Origin of the sequence: Janthinobacterium leeuwenhoeki (assembly GCF_051380795.1) — a bacterium.
Taxonomy (GTDB): domain Bacteria; phylum Pseudomonadota; class Gammaproteobacteria; order Burkholderiales; family Burkholderiaceae_D; genus Janthinobacterium.
This window is the reverse complement of sequence record NZ_JBNYXT010000049.1, coordinates 12,500-29,376: the sequence shown is the minus strand read 5'-3', so window position 1 is coordinate 29,376 and position 16,877 is coordinate 12,500. Positions and strand designations below refer to the sequence as shown.

18 protein-coding genes are annotated in these 16,877 nt (G+C 61.1%); 11 read left to right on the top strand and 7 right to left on the bottom strand.

Translation table 11 applies throughout. The annotated features are described in order from the left end of the window. Nucleotides 1–199: 199 nt before the first annotated feature. The gene (gene pmbA / locus ACQ4WS_RS23910) at nucleotides 200–1,552 is read right to left on the bottom strand and encodes a metalloprotease PmbA (RefSeq protein WP_436479490.1); all 1,353 of its coding nucleotides are present in this window, start codon (nucleotides 1,550–1,552) and stop codon (nucleotides 200–202) included. A 92-nt stretch (nucleotides 1,553–1,644) separates the two neighbouring features. Between pmbA and yjgA the strand changes: the two genes are divergently transcribed. The 3 genes from yjgA (at nucleotide 1,645) to ACQ4WS_RS23895 (ending at nucleotide 3,661) form a co-directional block, all read left to right on the top strand. Then, complete coding sequence (gene yjgA, locus ACQ4WS_RS23905; protein WP_436479489.1) at nucleotides 1,645–2,244, top strand: ribosome biogenesis factor YjgA; 600 nt, start codon at nucleotides 1,645–1,647, stop codon at nucleotides 2,242–2,244. 122 nt (nucleotides 2,245–2,366) lie between these two features. Further along, nucleotides 2,367–2,996, top strand: a complete 630-nt coding sequence (gene mog, locus ACQ4WS_RS23900; RefSeq protein ID WP_436479488.1) for a molybdopterin adenylyltransferase — start codon at nucleotides 2,367–2,369, stop codon at nucleotides 2,994–2,996. Further along, on the top strand, nucleotides 2,993–3,661 hold the full coding sequence (locus ACQ4WS_RS23895; protein ID WP_436479487.1) for an alpha/beta hydrolase: 669 nt from the start codon (nucleotides 2,993–2,995) through the stop codon (nucleotides 3,659–3,661). Before mog ends, ACQ4WS_RS23895 begins: the two co-directional genes overlap by 4 nt. Before the next feature lie 176 nt (nucleotides 3,662–3,837). Here ACQ4WS_RS23895 and ACQ4WS_RS23890 read toward each other — a convergent pair whose 3' ends face one another. From ACQ4WS_RS23890 to ACQ4WS_RS23875, 4 genes are read right to left on the bottom strand one after another with little or no spacing between them, the layout of a single operon-like run. Continuing rightward, the gene (locus tag ACQ4WS_RS23890; RefSeq protein ID WP_436479486.1) at nucleotides 3,838–4,404 is read right to left on the bottom strand and encodes a carboxymuconolactone decarboxylase family protein; all 567 of its coding nucleotides are present in this window, start codon (nucleotides 4,402–4,404) and stop codon (nucleotides 3,838–3,840) included. Further along, nucleotides 4,404–5,252 carry a fumarylacetoacetate hydrolase family protein gene (locus ACQ4WS_RS23885; RefSeq protein ID WP_436479485.1) on the bottom strand — a complete coding sequence of 283 codons (849 nt, stop codon included), beginning with the start codon at nucleotides 5,250–5,252 and terminating at the stop codon, nucleotides 4,404–4,406. The genes ACQ4WS_RS23890 and ACQ4WS_RS23885 overlap by 1 nt, the downstream gene beginning before the upstream one ends. After that, nucleotides 5,197–6,546, bottom strand: coding sequence for an MFS transporter (locus tag ACQ4WS_RS23880; protein WP_436479484.1), 1,350 nt, complete (start codon nucleotides 6,544–6,546; stop codon nucleotides 5,197–5,199). The genes ACQ4WS_RS23885 and ACQ4WS_RS23880 overlap by 56 nt, the downstream gene beginning before the upstream one ends. A gap of 2 nt (nucleotides 6,547–6,548) precedes the next feature. Further along, entirely contained in the window at nucleotides 6,549–7,913 is a 1,365-nt protein-coding gene (locus ACQ4WS_RS23875; protein WP_436479483.1) for a KamA family radical SAM protein, read from the bottom strand. Between the two features lie 282 nt (nucleotides 7,914–8,195). Here ACQ4WS_RS23875 and ACQ4WS_RS23870 point away from each other — a divergent pair, with 282 nt between their 5' ends. Then, nucleotides 8,196–8,654 (top strand): cache domain-containing protein, encoded by a 459-nt coding sequence (locus tag ACQ4WS_RS23870; RefSeq protein WP_436479482.1) that lies wholly within the window; start codon nucleotides 8,196–8,198, stop codon nucleotides 8,652–8,654. A gap of 73 nt (nucleotides 8,655–8,727) precedes the next feature. Beyond that, a complete protein-coding gene (locus ACQ4WS_RS23865) occupies nucleotides 8,728–10,410 on the top strand; it encodes a methyl-accepting chemotaxis protein (protein WP_436479481.1) in 1,683 nt (560 codons plus the stop codon). Nucleotides 10,411–10,519: 109 nt separating this feature from the next. On the opposite strand, the gene ACQ4WS_RS23860 is transcribed toward ACQ4WS_RS23865, so the two are convergent. Further along, a complete protein-coding gene (locus tag ACQ4WS_RS23860; RefSeq protein ID WP_436479492.1) occupies nucleotides 10,520–10,984 on the bottom strand; it encodes a hypothetical protein in 465 nt (154 codons plus the stop codon). Between ACQ4WS_RS23860 and ACQ4WS_RS23855 the strand changes: the two genes are divergently transcribed. Then, complete coding sequence (locus ACQ4WS_RS23855) at nucleotides 10,917–11,783, top strand: HDOD domain-containing protein (RefSeq protein WP_436479480.1); 867 nt, start codon at nucleotides 10,917–10,919, stop codon at nucleotides 11,781–11,783. The two genes, ACQ4WS_RS23860 and ACQ4WS_RS23855, sit on opposite strands and share 68 nt — an antisense overlap. A gap of 106 nt (nucleotides 11,784–11,889) precedes the next feature. Next, nucleotides 11,890–13,098, top strand: coding sequence for a hypothetical protein (locus ACQ4WS_RS23850; RefSeq protein WP_436479479.1), 1,209 nt, complete (start codon nucleotides 11,890–11,892; stop codon nucleotides 13,096–13,098). A gap of 14 nt (nucleotides 13,099–13,112) precedes the next feature. Here ACQ4WS_RS23850 and ACQ4WS_RS23845 read toward each other — a convergent pair whose 3' ends face one another. Further along, nucleotides 13,113–13,637 (bottom strand): DNA-deoxyinosine glycosylase, encoded by a 525-nt coding sequence (locus tag ACQ4WS_RS23845; protein WP_436479478.1) that lies wholly within the window; start codon nucleotides 13,635–13,637, stop codon nucleotides 13,113–13,115. Nucleotides 13,638–13,750: 113 nt separating this feature from the next. On the opposite strand from ACQ4WS_RS23845, the gene ACQ4WS_RS23840 reads away from it, so the two are divergent. From ACQ4WS_RS23840 to ACQ4WS_RS23825, 4 genes are all read left to right on the top strand, one after another. After that, the gene (locus ACQ4WS_RS23840; protein WP_035822361.1) at nucleotides 13,751–14,179 is read left to right on the top strand and encodes an Mpo1 family 2-hydroxy fatty acid dioxygenase; all 429 of its coding nucleotides are present in this window, start codon (nucleotides 13,751–13,753) and stop codon (nucleotides 14,177–14,179) included. A 145-nt stretch (nucleotides 14,180–14,324) separates the two neighbouring features. After that, a complete protein-coding gene (locus tag ACQ4WS_RS23835; protein WP_034780449.1) occupies nucleotides 14,325–14,774 on the top strand; it encodes an outer membrane lipoprotein in 450 nt (149 codons plus the stop codon). Between the two features lie 321 nt (nucleotides 14,775–15,095). Continuing rightward, a complete protein-coding gene (locus ACQ4WS_RS23830; RefSeq protein WP_436479477.1) occupies nucleotides 15,096–16,040 on the top strand; it encodes a DMT family transporter in 945 nt (314 codons plus the stop codon). After that, nucleotides 16,037–16,543 carry a GNAT family N-acetyltransferase gene (locus ACQ4WS_RS23825; protein WP_436479476.1) on the top strand — a complete coding sequence of 169 codons (507 nt, stop codon included), beginning with the start codon at nucleotides 16,037–16,039 and terminating at the stop codon, nucleotides 16,541–16,543. Before ACQ4WS_RS23830 ends, ACQ4WS_RS23825 begins: the two co-directional genes overlap by 4 nt. The last annotated feature ends 334 nt before the right edge of the window (nucleotides 16,544–16,877 follow it).

Genomic DNA, 16,877 nt, shown 5'->3' with positions numbered 1-16,877 from the left:
TCCGCTTCCTGTTCGTCAGGCCAGCGCTTTGCCTTCGGCTTCCTTCAGATTCGCAGTCACCCGCGACACCCTTGCCGTTCAGCTAACTCTTCCCCTTGTCGGGCGAGTAGAGGACTTGCACCTCCCAGTGAGTGCGCCCTGCCGGGCGCACCATGAAAAAAGGCGCCAGCGGCGCCTTTGCAGAAAGCAGTCACAGCACTCAACCGCCCGCCACCACCATGCTCTCGATGAGGATGGAACCCGTCTCTTTGGTGCCACGGCGCAAGACGTCGGCGCCCACGGCCACGATGTTGCGCAGCATGTCCTGCATATTGCCGGCGATGGTGATTTCTTCCACCGGATACTGGATCACGCCGTTTTCCACCCAGAAACCGGCCGCACCGCGCGAATAGTCGCCCGTCACGTAATTCGTTCCTTGTCCCATCAGTTCCGTCACCAGCAAGCCCGTGCCCAGCTTTTTCAGCATGGCGACAAAATCGTCAGTGGCGGCCGTCAGGTTCGAGGTCAGGTACAGATTGTGCGAGCCGCCCGCGTTGCCCGTGGTCTGCATGCCCAGCTTGCGGGCCGTATAAGTCGACAGGAAATAGCCTTGCACCACGCCATCCTTGACGACGTCGCGGCTGACGGTTTTTACGCCCTCCTCGTCGAACGGCGCGGAACCGACGCCGCCGATCACGTGCGGGTCTTCAAATATCTGCACGTGCGAGGGCAGCACTTGCGTGCCCAGGGAATCGTTGAGGAAAGTGGATTTGCGGTACAGGGCGCCGCCCGAGGTCGCTTGCACGTAGGTACCGAGCAAACCGGCCGCCAGCGGTGCCTCGAACAGCACGGGACAAGTACGCGTGCCCAGCTTGCGCGCATTCAGGCGCGACAGGGCGCGCTCGGCGGCGTAGCGGCCGATGGCTTCAGGGCTCGACATTTTGGCGGCGTCGCGCACGGACGAATACCAGTCGTCGCGCTGCATCTTGGCGCCTTTGCCGGCGATGGGCGCCACAGACAGGGTATGACGCGAAAATGGGTAGCCGCCGATGAAGCCGCGCGAATTGGCGGAAACAAAGTGCGATTGCTGCACGTGCACGCCGGCCCCCTCGCTGTTGGTGATGCGCGGGTCGACGGCAAACGCGGCCGCTTCGGCCCGCTGGGCCAGCACGACGGCTTCCTCGGTGGAAATGCGCCAGGGATAGAACAGTTGCAAGTCGCGGGGGGACATTTCCAGCATGTCGGCGTCGGCCAGGCCCGCGCAATCGTCCTCGGCCGTGAAACGGGCGATGTTGTAGGCGGCGTCCACCGTGGCGCGCAGGGCGGACGGAGAGAAATCGGAGGTGCTGGCATTGCCGCGCTTCTTGCCGACAAACACGGTCACGCCCATGCCCTTGTCCTTGTTTTGCTCGATCGTCTCGATCTTGCCTTTTCGTACAGAAACGGACAGGCCACCGCCTACACTGACTTCGACGGCTGCGTCGGTGCCGCCCGCTTCCCGCGCAAAAGACAACACATCACGGGCTAGTTGCTGCAATTGCTCTTGACTATGGGTAAATACGGAGTCGTTCATACGCTGTTTTCTTCGGAAAGCCGCTAAAAAGGTTATCATAGCAGTCGTTTACAGTTTACAGGTGCGGCCTACGCGGCCAATCCCGCCTTATCATGCCAAATCCAAACCGGGGAGCTTGCGGCTTCCAATCCACCGAATTCGAACAGGAATATGAACGTCCGTCGAAGTCGGAACTCAAGCGCCAGATGACCGTCCTGCAAAAGCTGGGCGAAGAACTCGTCAATGAGGCACGCGACCGCGTCAAGCGCGTCCCGATGCCGGAAGACGTGCGCGACGCCATTCTCGAATGCCAGCAAATCAAGGATCACGAAGGCCGCCGCCGCCAGCTGCAATACGTGGGCAAGAAGATGCGCACCCTGGATGAGGAAGAAGTTGCCGCCATCCAACGCACCATCGATAGCTGGAAAGGCTTGTCGAAAGCCGACACGGCCAATATGCACGCGATGGAACGCCGCCGCGACAAACTCTTGACGGATGACAAGGCCCTGACCGTCTTGCTGTCGGAAAACCCGGAACTGGACGTGCAGCACCTGCGCACCCTGATCCGCAATGCCCGCAAGGAGCAGGCCGAGAACAAGCCGCCAAAAGCCTACCGTGAAATCTTCCAGATCTTGAAAGAGATCGCCAAGAAGAAAAACAGCGGTAAGAAAGATGCCGACGAAGATGACGCAGAAGGCGAAGAAGACGAATAAACACCACATGCAAAAGCCGGGGTCGGACCCTCAGGGTCCGACCCCAGTCTTTGCTTAGGGTTGGGAAAAAACCGGGAACCAACCCGGTTTTTTTTGGTTTTTACGACATAGACAGGTGCCCCATGACCACGATAGAAGACGAATTGATTATCGGCCTCGTGTCGATCTCGGACCGCGCCAGCGGCGGCGTATATGAAGACCTGGGCATCCCGGCCCTGGAAAGCTGGTTATCCGCCGCCATCCGCACGCCATTCCGCCTGGAAAAACGCCTGATCCCGGACGAGCGCTCGCAGATTGAAAACACCCTCATCGACATGGTCGACCTGAACCACTGCCATCTGATACTGACGACGGGCGGCACGGGCCCGGCGCGGCGCGATGTGACGCCGGACGCCACGCTCAGCGTGGGGAGCAAGGAAATGCCCGGTTTCGGCGAACAGATGCGCCAGATCAGCCTGCAATTCGTGCCGACGGCAATCCTCTCGCGCCAGGTGGCCGTGATCCGCGAAACGCCCGAGCGCGCCGCCCTGATCATGAACTTGCCGGGCCAGCCGAAAGCCATCAAGGAAACATTGGAGGGACTGAAAGACGCTGACGGAAATCAATTGGTCAACGGCATCTTTGCCGCCGTGCCGTATTGCATCGACCTCATCGGCGGTCCCTACATGGAAACCGACCCGGCCATCTGCAAGGCCTTCCGTCCCAAATCGGCGCTGCGTCCGGCGCAACCTTTACCTGAGGAAAATACATGAGCACCTTGCTGGAAACCATACAACTCGACAGTGCACCGAATCCCACCGTCTCCATCATCTGGATGCATGGCCTGGGTGCCGACGGCAACGACTTCGTGCCCCTGGTGAAGGAACTCGATTTGCGCGGCTGTCCCGCCATCCGTTTCATCTTCCCCAGCGCCGGCACCATGCCCGTCACCATCAACAACGGTTATGTGATGCGCGCCTGGTACGACATCCGCGAAAATGACCTGGTACGCCGCGAAGACGAGAACGGCTTGCGCGCCTCGCAGGCACAGATCGAGGCGCTGATTGCGCGCGAAAAGGCACGCGGCATTCCCGCCAGCCGCATCATCCTGGCCGGTTTCTCGCAAGGCTGCGCCATGACCTTGCAAACGGGCTTGCGCCATGCGGAATCACTGGCCGGCCTGATGTGTTTATCCGGCTATCTGCCTCTGGCCGACAAGACGGCGTTTGAACGCACGCCGGCAAGCCTGCAGACGCCCATCTTCATGGCGCACGGCAAGGCCGACCCCGTGGTGCCGATCGCCCGCGCCCAGCAGTCGCGCGACATGCTCACCGGCATGGGATACAAAGTGGAATGGCACGAGTACATGATGCAACACTCGCTGTGCCAGGAAGAGATCGACGCCATCGGCGCGTGGCTGAAAAAAGTATTGGCTTAAAGCAAAACAGGCGCGGTGTGCGCCGCGCCTGTTGTAGTAGCTGTACCTAAGGCCGGGAACGATCAGTTCGCCGGCGTTTTTTCAGGTTCATCGCACTTTTCCGGCAAACGCCATGCCGCCCAATATCGCCGGCTTGCCATTTGGCGCCGCCATGAATGCCTGACGAACGCCTCGAATCAGGCGGGCATGGGTGGCACGCCCAAGGCCAGCACCGCCGTCTGCGCCCCGTTCATGACCATGGCCAGGAAAGTGTAGTAGCCATTGATGCCCATCAAGTCGACCACGCCATGCTCGCCGAACAGCGCCAGCGCGCGCGCATATGTGGCATCGCTGACGCGCTTGTTCTGCTGCAGCTCGATGCAGAAGTCGTGCACCGCTTGCTCATCTTCTTTCAGGGCAAGCGGTGCGCGCCGCGCGGCAATCGCGTCCACGGCCGCTTGCGCGATGCCGTTCTGCACGGCCAGCGGCGCGTGGATGGCCCACTCGACTTGCTGGTCCCACTGGCGCGCCGTCACCAGAATCGCCAGCTCCGACAGGCGCGTGCCGATGGCGCTGCGGTAGCGCAAATACTCTCCCATGCGCTGCGCCGTTTCCATCAGCTCGGGGCTGCGGATCAGCGGCACGAAGGGGCCGTACAGGGCACCGCGCGGACCATCGATGATGGCTTGCGCGGCAGCGCGCTGCTGCGCGTCGAGCCGGTCCAGCGGCAGCGCGGGCAAACGGTCGATATCGCCCCCCGCCATCAGGCAGTCCAGGCGACCACGTCCTGCTGCTGTTCGCCCAGGCCGGGGATGCCCAGGCGCATGCTGTCGCCTTTTTTGAGGAAGCGCTGCGGCTTGCGGCCCTGGCCCACGCCCGGCGGCGTGCCCGTGGCGATGACGTCGCCCGGTTCCAGTGTCATGAATTGCGACAGGTAGCTGACGATCTGCGCCACCGTGAAGATCATGGTTTGCGTATTGCCCGTCTGCATGCGCTTGCCATTGACTTCCAGGTACAGGTCCAGGTCTTGCTCGTCGATGACTTCATCGCGCGTCACCAGCCACGGGCCGATGGGGCCAAAGGTGTCGCAGCCCTTGCCTTTATCCCATTGGCCGCCCCGTTCCAGCTGGAACGAGCGCTCGGAGATATCGTTGACGACGCAATAACCGGCCACGTATTTCAGGGCCTCCTCTTCGCTCACGTATTGCGCGCGCGTGCCGATGACGACGCCCAGTTCCACTTCCCAATCCGTCTTTTTCGAGCCTTTTGGCAACACGACATTGTCGTCCGGGCCATTCAGGCAAGTAATTGCCTTCATGAAGACGATGGGTTCGGACGGAATCGGCATGCCGGACTCGGCCGCGTGATCCGCGTAATTGAGGCCGATGCCGATGAACTTGCCGACTTTCGCCAGCGGCACGCCGAAGCGTGGATTGCCGCGCACCAGGGGCAGGGTCTTTTCGTCAAGCTTGGCCAGCTTGCGCAGGGCCTTGTCGGACAGTTGCGCGCCGTCAATATCGGCAATCACGCCGGACAGGTCGCGCAGTTTGCCTTCTTCATCGATCAGGCCCGGTTTTTCCTTGCCTGGACGTCCATAACGAACGAGTTTCATAGTCTTCCTTGGAGTTGATCATTGCCGCTGTGCAGGCTGCCATTTTACCGGATGGCCCGGCACGCCTGTAGCGGTGGATGAAAAACATCGCAAGTCCCGGCAGTTGCAAGGCTGCCAGCACGCCAAACGCCGCCTGGTACGCCTGCGGCGGATACTGCTGCAAGCTGTTCAGGGGCCAGCAGCCAAGGATCACGCCAAAGCCCGCCTGCACCAGAAAAGCCCCCGTAAAAATGAGCAAATTGAGGCAAGTGGCCGCCCTGCCCGTCAAGCTGGCCGGCATGCTTTGCGCAACGATCGCATACTCGAGCCCCGTCACCGTGCCCAGCAAGGTAAACAGCACGGACAGCAAAGGCAGGCTGGGCACCACATTGCATGCCATCGCCACTTGCACGGCAACAAACAGGACGATGCCGGCAACCGCCACTCGCATGGGGGCAATACCGCGCCGCCCGGCCCATTCCGTCAGCATGCCCATGCCGATGGCGCCGAAGATGACGGCCGCCATGCCCAGGTACAACAAATACGCCACGCTGTCATCGGACAAGCCGCCTACGTCGGCCAGCCAGCGGCCCATCCACAGGCCCTGCACGCCAAAGAATACCGTGTGCGGCAGCAGGATCAGGGCGATGGTGCGGCGAAAACAGGGATCGCGGTACACGCTCCAGACGCTGACCTTGCTCACCTTGTTCATGCCAGCGGCGGGCGCGGGCATGGCTGGCGACAGCAGGCGGATCAGCACGCCGATGGCCAGCGCCGCCAGCGCCAGGCCCAGGAAGACGCCGCGCCAGTCCGTGTAGTGCAGGGCCAGCTTGACGGGCATGGTGGCCGTGGCCGCGCCCAGGCCGCCCACGGCGATCAGGTAACCATGCACGGAAGGTAGGCGCGCGGGCGCGATGGCGCACGAGATCGCTTTCACGGCGGCCATGAAGCAGCCCCCCAGGCCCGCCCCCATCAGGGCCCGTGCCCACATCAGCTCGGCAAAGCTGTGGCCCCGGCTGAACAGCCATACACCCAAGGCCGCCAGCGCCAGCAGCCACAGTTGTACCGTGCGGGGACCGTAGCGGTCGAGCGCCATGCCAACCGGCAATTGCACCAGCGCAAAGGCGAGAAAAAAGGCGCTGGTCAGCAGCCCCAGCTGGGCTGGCGTCAGGGCGATGGCGCCCAGCAATTCCGCCGTCAGCACGGCATTCACCCCGCGCAGCAGGCACGACAGGTAATGCCCGAGCGCGAACGGCAGGAACACCAGGCAAAACACGGCCACGCCGCAACGGGCACGCGCACCGGCGCCGTGCATGCTCAGGCGGCCTGTGCCAGGCGGATGATTTTATGCGGCACCTGCGGCATAGGCTCATCCGTTTCAAAGAAAAACTTCTCGTGGCCGAACGCGGGCTTCAAATCGTCCATCCACGTCGCTTCCGCATCGAACTTGGCATAAAACGGCCGGCGCACCCAGTCCGGGTTGCGCGCCTGCAAAAATTGCAGGGCAAACAGTTTTTCGCCATGGATGCTGACGATGCCGTCGATCACGATCTTGCCGGGAAAGGCGCTCATGGAAGGCCCGCGCACCGTGCGCGACAGGCCCGACACCATCTGGTAGGCGGCCTGGAAAATCTCATGCGCCTTCACCAGCGGCAACTCGAAATAGCCGCGCGGTCCCGTGTCGCGCTCGACAAACATGTAATACGGAATCGCCCCCAGGCGCGTGCCCGTCTGCCACAGCTCCGCCCAGCTTGCCGGGTCTTCGTTGATGTGGCGGATCAGCGGCCCCTGCATGCGCAAGGTGGCGCCCGTCGAGACGATGCGTTTCACGGCTTGTTGGGCGATGTCCTGGCGCAACTCGACGGCATGGCTGTAATGGCCCATCACGGCCAGGTTCTTGCCCGCCTTGACGATGCGCTCGAACAGGCGCATCAAGTCATCCGCATCGCGGTCCGAGACGAAGCGCTGCGGCCAATACGCCACCGCTTTGGTGCCGATGCGAATATTCTGGATGTGTTCCAGGCCCGGCGCCAGCAGCGGCTCCAGGTAGGCGGCCAGTTGCCGCGTGTTCATGATCATCGGGTCGCCGCCCGTGATCAGCACGTCCGTCACTTCCGGATGCAGTTTCAGGTAGGCGGCCAGCTCATGCGACTCGCGCGCATCGAACTTCATGTCGTCCATGCCGACGAACTGGGGCCAGCGGAAACAGAAAGTGCAATACGCGTGGCAAGTCTGGCCGGCACTGGGAAAAAACAGCACCGTTTGCGCATATTTATGTTGCAAACCGCGCATGGGCGCACCATTGACCCGCGGCACGTTGTGCGTCATCTGGCCGGCCGGGTGGGGATTCATACCCAGGCGCAAGCCATGCACATAGGCGTCGATGGCGGCCTTGTCACGCTGCACCAGCACCAGCTCGCGCAAGTGCGCGTACTGCTCGGGCGGCAGCATGTCGCGGTGGGGAAAGACGAGGCGGTAGATGGGATCGTCAGGAATATTGTTCCAGTCGATCAACTGATCGAGCACATAGGCATTGGTGCGAAACGGCAAGACGTGCGACACCACTTGCACGGCTACACGCTGCTCTTCCGGCAGCCATTCCCATTGCCGCGCCTGTTGAATGGTTTGCCGCGTATACGGCTTGTACTTGGGTGAAAACGGCTCGGTAATGAGTGCGGACACGATAGTCTCCTTGCCAGTAAATAGCGATAACTTTCATGAAACCAGCCCTATATCGGCCAATTCCAGCCTCTTCCTCCCCATGCCACATCATTCGGCATGCTGTGAAAGTCATCTTAATTCTTGCCATACAGAACCAAATTGCCACATATCAACAAGCATGCCGATACCCTGCACGCTGCCTACAAGCAAGACCTTAGTTTGTTCCATCGCAATTTGATGGGGCCCTTGGCGACGTAAATTACGACTTGGCAACACATCCCTCGATTCTCACAAGGAGCTTTCATGAAACGCTTATTCACGGGTAGCCTGTTGTGCCTGGCATTTACCGGCGGCAGCGTCAGTGCCGCAGTCGAAGCAACGGAAAAAGACGCCATCGCCATGGCCGAGCGGGGCGCCGCCTTCATGAAGGCGCATGGCAAGGAAGCAATGATGAAGAAAATCACAGCGAAAGACCCGGACTTCGTGCAGGGCTCGCTGTATGTGGACATGCGCGACATCAAGACCGGCATCGTGCTGGCCCACCCCATCAACTCTTCCATCGTGGGCAAGGATCTGACGGACGTGCCTGACGCGAATGGCAAAAAATATCGCCGTGAAATCATCGAGCTGGCGCAAAAGCAGGGCAAGGGCTGGGTCGACTACCAGTACAAGAACCCCGTCAGCGGCAAGATCGAGCCGAAAACCACCTACATCCTGCGCGTCAACGATGTGGTGCTGGAAGCGGGCATCTACAAAAAATAAGGCCGGATGGCGCGCACGCACGCCGCGCGCCGCCAGCGCTTGCAACAGCCATCGCCATCGCCAGGAGTCAAGCATGCTCAATACATTACGCATCGGACCAAAATTATTGCTGGCGCCCACCCTGGTCTTGCTGCTGCTGATACTCAGCACGACCGGCGCCTGGTATGGCATGGTGCGGCAAAATGCCTCGCTGGAAAACATGGTACGGGTACGCATCACGCATTTGAAGGCGGCCGCCGACGTACTCGGCGAGGCCAGGCAGGTGCATGGCAATATGTACCAGTTGCTGTCGTGGACGAATGGCAGCTTCGCCAAGGCCCGCCTCGATGCGCTGGAACAACAGATCAAGGTGCGCCATGCGGCCATCGGCACGCAGCTGGTCACGCTGCGTTCCACAGCCACGGGCGCCGAGCGCACCCTGGTTGATGCGGCCATCACGGCCTTGGCCGGCTATCGCAAGGCGGTGCTGGAAACCATGGAAATGGCGCAGATGGATCAGTCGATCGCCACCAATTCCATGCTCAAGGCGGAAACGCAATTCGGCCAGTTCAATACGCAGCTGGCGCAGCTGTCGGCCCTGGAAACGACGCTCAGCCGCCAGGCCCATGCGACGGCCAGCGCCGAATTTCGCCGCCTGGGCTGGAGCCTGCTGCTGACCGTTCTGCTCTCAATCCTGGTCTCCATCGTGGTAACCATGCTGGTGCGGCGCGCCATGCTGGTGGAAATCCGCGGCATCGCCGACGCTGTGCAAGACTTGGCGGCGGGCAAGCTGATGTCCGGCGCGCCCAAGCAGGGCAATGACGAAATCGCCGCCACCTCGCGCGTGCTGGACCAGACCATCGCCCACCTGAACCAGACCTTGCGCACCATCATGGGTGCCGTGCAATCGATCGACACGGCCTCGCGCGAAATTGCCACCGGTAATCTGGATTTATCGGCGCGCACGGAAATGCAGGCCAGTTCGCTGGAAGAAACGTCGAGCGCCATGGAAGCGCTGACGCAAGCCGTCAATGACAATGCAGACAACGCCCAGTTGGCCTGCGAGCTGGCGGGGCAAGCCTCCACCCTGGCCGTGCAAGGGGGAGAGTCGATGCAGCAGGCCGTGACGACGATGGCGACAATACGCGCCAATTCGCACCAGATCGTGGATATTATCGCTGTGATCGACGGCATTTCCTTCCAGACCAATATCCTCGCGCTGAATGCGGCGGTGGAAGCGGCGCGTGCGGGCGAGCAAGGCCGCGGCTTTGCCGTGGTCGCGTCCGAAGTGCGCACCCTGGCGCAGCGCTCGGCGCAGGCCGCCAAGGAAATCAAGACCCTGATCGCCACCTCGGTCACCACCATCGATGGCGGCAGCGTGGCCGTGCAGCAAGCGGGCGACAGCATGGGCGCCATCGTGGCCTCGGTGCAGCAAGTCAATGAGATCATCCAGCGCGTGAAACAGGCCAGCGCGGAGCAGGCATCCGGCATCACGGAAGTGAATCAGGCCGTCACACAAATGGATGATGTCACCCAGCAAAATGCGGCTCTGGTGGAACAGGCGGCAGCGGCAGCGGCCAGTTTGCAGGACCAGGCCGTCAAATTGTCGGCAGCCGTAGCCGTGTTCACCCTCGACGGGCAGCCCGCTACGCCGGACGCGGCAGCGTTCCAGCATCCGGCCAGTGCGCAGCAGGACAGGCGCGCACTGCACAGCCCGCTGCGTGGCAAGTCCGCCTTGCGCAACGCAAACACGCCGCCGCAGCGCCGGCGCGGCTAGACGGCTGGCGCGCGCATCGGTTTGTTCAGATAGCGCGAGCCGGCCAGCACGAAGCGCCACGGCGTGTCCATCGCCCTGGAAATACCGATGCGCGGGCCCGCCTGCGCCTTCACGTCATCCTCGCGGGCCAGCAGGGTGAACGGTGGCGCGGATCAGCTGGCGCGCCACGCTGCTGGAATCGTCCGCAAAATCGATACCCGCGAGGATTTGTTTCATCCGGCAATTGTGCCGCCACGCATCCCGCCGCACGCCTTGCCCCACCTTGAGAACTAATAAAAATTGATATTTTCATCATGAATTTCACGCCACGCAGCGTCGTAAAATCACGAAAATCACGGCTGGACCAGGCCAAAACAGCGATTTTTGCGAGAATATATTGCAGATATGAACTATTGCCATGCATAAACAGCGATAATCGTCGGGCACTGCGCCAGACGCTCATGAAGCGGGCAGCGGCAGCGCGCGACAGAATAAGCACCGGGCACAAAAATGATGATGAAAGCGTGATGATGAGAGCGGCAGCGCAAAAGCAGGTAGTGCAGGAAGATCCGGTTGACGCCTTGATGCGTTCCATCCGCATCCCGCCGCGTCCCAGCCTGCTGGTCGACCTGCAGCGGGAACTGGCCGAACAAGACCCGTCGCCGCGGCGCATCGCGCGCATCATCGCCGACGATGTCGGCATGTCCGGCGCCCTGCTGAAATTGGCCAATTCACCGTTCTATGGCGCCGCGCGCAAGGCCAAGTCCGTCGAGCAAGGCATCAACTTTCTCGGCATCAACCAGTGCAGCGCCATGATGACGGGCTTGCTGGCACGCCAGGCGCTGGAAGCGGAAGGCGTGGAACTGACCAACTTCTGGGATGTGTCGGCCAAGCGCGCGCGCGCCCTGGTGTTTACTTCGCGCAAGTTGCGCATCGCCCCGCCCGACATCGCCCACACCTTTGGCCTGTTTTGCGATATCGGCGTGCCCCTGCTGATGAACCGCTTTCCCGACTACGTCAACACCTACGCGGCGGCGGCCAACGATGCGCATAATTGCTTTACAGCCCTGGAAGACGCGCGCCACCAGACCAACCACGCGGCCATCGGCTGCTTGCTGGCGCGCAACTGGGGCTTGTCCTCCGATGTCTCGTGGGCAATTTTGCACCACCACGACTACACGGTGCTGGCCGATCCCTCCACGGACGATGCCATCCGCTCGCTCGTCGCCCTGTCGCTGCTGGCCGAAAAGGGCATTCAGCGCTACCATGGCAACAGTACCTCGCTGGAGTGGGACAAGGGCGGCGAACTTGCTTGCAAGCATCTCGGCCTGTCGCAGGAAGAAGCCGCCGACCTGCTCGACGAGTTGCACGAGATGTTCGATACCGACCATTGATGTATCAGGCGGCCGCGTCCGCCTGTATGATCCGTCCCGGCGCCTGGCAAAGCCTTGGCGCCTGTTTCCGTTTGCCTGACCCGTTTTTCTTAACCTGTTGATCGCCATGCCCAAAAATAAGCGCCCTGTCCCCCGTCAATCCGCCAACACGCCTGAAGACAAGGATGAAGCCGTCACGCGCATGCTGTGCACGATGGCCCTGAACCTGGCGGAGCAGGAAGACAGCGAATCGCAGGGAACGGTGCTGGCCGAGCAAGCTGTCGAGTTCGGCCGCCTGATCCGCAAGGCCTTGAATCAAAAGAAGGATGAAATCCTGTACGACGCCATCGAGCGCGCCAAGTACGAAGACGTGGGCGCCTATCAGTATCTGCGCAGCCACATCGAGGAAGCGGCCTCGATTTCCGTGATCCGCCGCGAGAATGCCCCGGCCATGGAAATCAACGCCTTTGTCGTGCCGCTGCTGGTGCAAAACACGGGCGGCCTGAAGGAAGCGGACAGCTTCCAGGACCAGGACGCGTTCGAAGCGCTGGTCAAAAGTTTCCAACAGGCAGAACTGGAAAGCGCCAAGGCCAAGGTGGTCTTGATGAGCCATGCCTACGACCTCGATGAAATCGACCGCATCACCTATAGCCATTTGCATGAGATGGTACGCAATGCGTACTCTTCGATGACAGACAAGAAAATCGTCGCCACGCCGGGCCTGGAAAACAGCATCGTCGGCTGGAGCGAAACCGCTTTCGGTCCGCAAGACACGGCCGTCGAACTGCGCTTCCTGCTGGGCTTTGCCTTGAAACGCGTGGACGACCCTTTCTATGCGGAACCGAAGGATGAAGCGGCGCTCGACGCCTGGTTCGACGCGCGCCTGACCCGCTACCAGCAGTGGACGACGCAAGTGGGCGACCTGGTGAAACGCTGCCTGGCGCCGGTCGGCAGTGCCCTGGAAGTAAGCTTCCTCTACCAGGATCTGTTCCACGGTGGCAAAGAACAAGGCATGAGCGAGTATGCGATGCTGCAGATGATGTCGGGCATCAACCATGCCTTGGCGGAAAATAATGTGGACGCCGGCGACGTCTCGGTGGTCGTCGGCCCGGCCGATGAGCACGGCGAAATGCTGCTGCGCGTCAACGTCAGCACGGCAGGCGGCGCACTGCTGCACAGCGCCGACAAGCCGCTGGACCTGGCCGCCGACCTGCAGGACGAAGTCGACGACATCTGCGATGCGCTGGCCACCATCGGCGTGACGCAATTGTCGGTGGCGCTGAAATTCGACGCCAAGGGACAGCCGCTGGAAGCGCAGCCGTACGCGCCGGCGTAAAGCCGGCGACATGCTCAACGCGCGGCCGGCTCCTGTTGGCCGCGCAGCAACAGCCACGCCTGCAATTTCTGCGCATACGCCAAGGTGTAGGCGGGGCTGCTCGACGGCAAGCTGACGATGCGGTAACGCTGCGCATGCTCGCCCAGCACCTTGATGCCCAGCTTTGCCGCCGTGCCGCCATTGAAGGCGATCGTCTGCAGCCGTGGCAAGCTGGCCGCCAGGGCCACCAGGTCGTTATCGTCGCGGAAGCGGATATTGCTGTCCAGGCTGCCCGCGCGCTGCGCCTGCGCCACGACATCCCACAGACCCACGCCGTGCGCCAGCAAGGTTGCCAGGCGCTCTTCATAGGGCAGGCTGCTCAACTCCACGTCCAGCACTTCGCCCAGCAGCCTCCAGAACTTGTTTTGCGGATGCGCATAGTACTGGCTGTGCGCCAGCGATTTTTCGCCGGGCAGGCTGCCCAGTATCAGCAAGCGCGTGCCGGCGTCGACGACGGGATCAAAACAGCGCTTGCGCGGATCGGCGGCAGTGTCTGGCATGAAGGCTGGGCTATTCAAAATGAGAGGTCCGGAAGGAAAAATGAAGGGCCATTTTACCCGGCCACGCGACGGTGTAGAATTCCCGGACAAGCTTCCCACACAAGAGACCGCCCATGCGCACCATCGACACCCTGCTGGCCCAGTATGGCGAAAGCCATCGCAACCACGTCAATGAATGGGTGCATATCGTGTGCGTGCCACTGATCGTTTTCAGCCTGCTGGGGCTGCTGTGGAGCATGCATCCCAGCGTGGCGCTGCTCGGCAGTATTCTGGCTTTATACTATTATTACAAGCTGTCGCGTCCGTTTGCGGCGGGCATGCTGGCGATGCTGGCCGCCATGCTGGGCCTGCTGCTGCTGATGCCGGCGCTGACCATCCTGCCCGTGTCGCTGGCGCTGTTCGTGCTGGCCTGGATAGGCCAGTTCATCGGCCACCAGATCGAAGGCAAGAAACCGTCGTTTCTGGACGACTTGCGCTTTTTACTGGTGGGGCCGCTGTTCGTGCTGGGATTTTTGTACCGGCGCCTGAGGCTGGCGTATTGAGCGGCAAGTGGTCATGTAGTCACGCTGGGCCGGTAACAGATTTTTACTATTCGCCAGTAGTTATTTACCGCAAGTGTCTTTATGATAAGTCATCATCTGCCGGTCGACGCAATCGGCAACTAACTTTTGTCCAAGGGAGTACCACATGAAAGCACCAATCATTGCAGTGGCATTGCTCGCCACCCTGGCCGGCTGCGCCGTACAACCGAACTCGGCGAACGTGTACAACGCGCGCCAGGCGCAGAATGAACAATCGGTTCGCATGGGCACGGTTGAATCCGTGCGTCAGGTAACCATCGACAAGGGTGAAACGGGCACGGGCGTGCTGGCTGGCGCGGCGCTGGGCGGCGTGGCTGGCTCGACTGTCGGTGGCGGCAAGGGCGCCATCGCGGCCAGCATCCTCGGCGCCGTTGCCGGCGGCATGGCGGGCAAAAGCATCGAAGCGAACGCTTCCAACAAACCCGGCCTGGAAATCACCGTTCGCCTGGACAATGGCGACATGCGCGCCATCGTGCAAGACGCGGACGAACTGTTCCGTCCAGGCGAGCGCGTGCGCCTGCTGTCGGATGGCCGCAAGACCCGCGTCACGCATTGATCTGCTCGCCGGCGCATGCGCTCAGCCGAATGCGCCGGTAGCGAGCAAGGCAGAAGGATGCAGCCAGATGGCAATCACAGCGGTCACGACAACATACACAAGCACGCTCCAGACTTTGATCTGCAGTGAAGCTGGCATGGCGGTCCTCCTTCCAAGATGCAATGCAGAAAATATTTACCTAATAATAATGTAAATATTTTCATAAATTCAACATTTTCCAAAAACACTGCGCTGGCTCAATGCCCGGGTGTCTCTTGACGGCACATTGAGCAAGCTCGACCAAGACTCGCCATCCCCGCGCGATGCCCGTATACTTGCGCGATGTCCTCTCCTCTCCTGTTCATCGTTGCCTGCCTGATCTGGGGCTCCACCTTCTGGGCCATCACCTTGCAGCTGGGCGATGTCGCCCCCGCCGTTTCCGTGGTCTACCGCTTCGGCCTCGCGTCCGCCACCCTGTTCGCCTGGTGCGCCGTGCGCGGCGATCGCTTGCGCCTGCCCTGGCGCGCGCAAAAATGGATGCTGCTGCAGGGACTGGCCTCGTTTGCCCTCAGCTATGTGTGCACTTACAGCTCGGAGCAATACCTGGTGTCGGCCCTCGTCAGCGTACTGTTTGCGCTGATGGTGTTTTGGACGCCCTTGCTCAACCGAATCGCCTTCGGCACGCCGATTACCTGGAGCATCTGCTGCGCGGCGTTTGTCGCCATCTGCGGCATCGTGCTGCTGTTTTACCAGTCCATCGGCGCGGCGCTGCAAGATATTCTGGGGGGCGGGAATGGCCATTTTCTGCTCGGTTTCGTGCTGGCCCTGATGGCCACCGTGTCCAGCACGGCAGGAAACGCCCTCGTCATGAAAGTGCGCGAACATTCCGGCAACGTGATGCTGACCATGGCCTGGAGCATGCTGTGGGGCACCTTGATGGTGGCCGCCTGGGCCATCGCCACGGGCCAGTCCTGGCAGTTGCCTGCGCGTCCCAGTTACTGGATGGGATTGTTGTATCTGGCCATCTTCGGCTCGGTGATCGCCTTCAGTGCGTATTTCACCTTAATCGCGCGCATCGGCACGCAAAAGACCGTATATATCGGCGTCGTCACGCCTGTCATTTCCGTGCTGCTGTCGGTGCAGTTCGAACACTACCGGCCCGCCGCCATCGAATGGGCGGGCATGGCGCTGTGCCTGTCCAGCGTGGCCTGGGCCCTGACGTCGGGCGCGCGCAAGACGAGCAGCATCGCGTCCCTTTCCACCACTCCACCAACAAAGGCAACATGAGCACCTCTTCCTCCCTCGCCATTCGTCCCGCGACCGCATCCGACGTAGCCGCCATCTTTGGCATGATCCATGAACTGGCCGTGTTTGAAAAACTCGAACACATGATGATCGCCAGGGAATCCATGTTGCACGACAGCCTGTTCGGCGCCCATCCCGCGTGCGAAGCGCTGGTCGGCACGGAAAATGGTGAAGTGGTGACGTTCGCCCTGTTCTTCCATAATTTTTCCACCTTCCTGTGCCGCAAGGGCCTGTACCTGGAAGACCTGTACGTGAAACAGTCGGTGCGCGGCAAGGGCTATGGCAAGCAGATGCTGGTGGCGCTGGCGCAACTGGCCATCGAACGCGATTGCGGCCGCTTCGAATGGTCGGTGCTGGACTGGAATGAAAATGCGATCAACTTCTACAAGGGCATGGGCGCGGACGTGATGCCGGACTGGCGCATCTGCCGGGTCGCTGGCGATGCCTTGACGCAATTGTCGGCGGGCACACCAAAACCTGCCTGATTGTAGAGGGAACTGTAAGCGTAAGTTCCAAAAAAAATCCCCGCGGGCTAGCGGCACCGCGGGGTGAACCCATTGTCAAGTGGGAGGGGGAGAATGCAATCAACGGTTATCAATATAAACGCTACGACTTGTCACCGCGCCGACCTTTACATTTGCTTACCGGGCCTTACATTTGACTTAAATCCGCTAAGCAAGTGTCGCTCGGTTGGCACTGATTATTTCCGTGGTTCAATCAATGTGCCGTGCAAACCGATATGTTGTTGCGTAAGCCCACTGCCACCCTGCGCATTTTTATAGATTTGGTACACTGTGAAGCAGGCGATGCAGCCAGCAA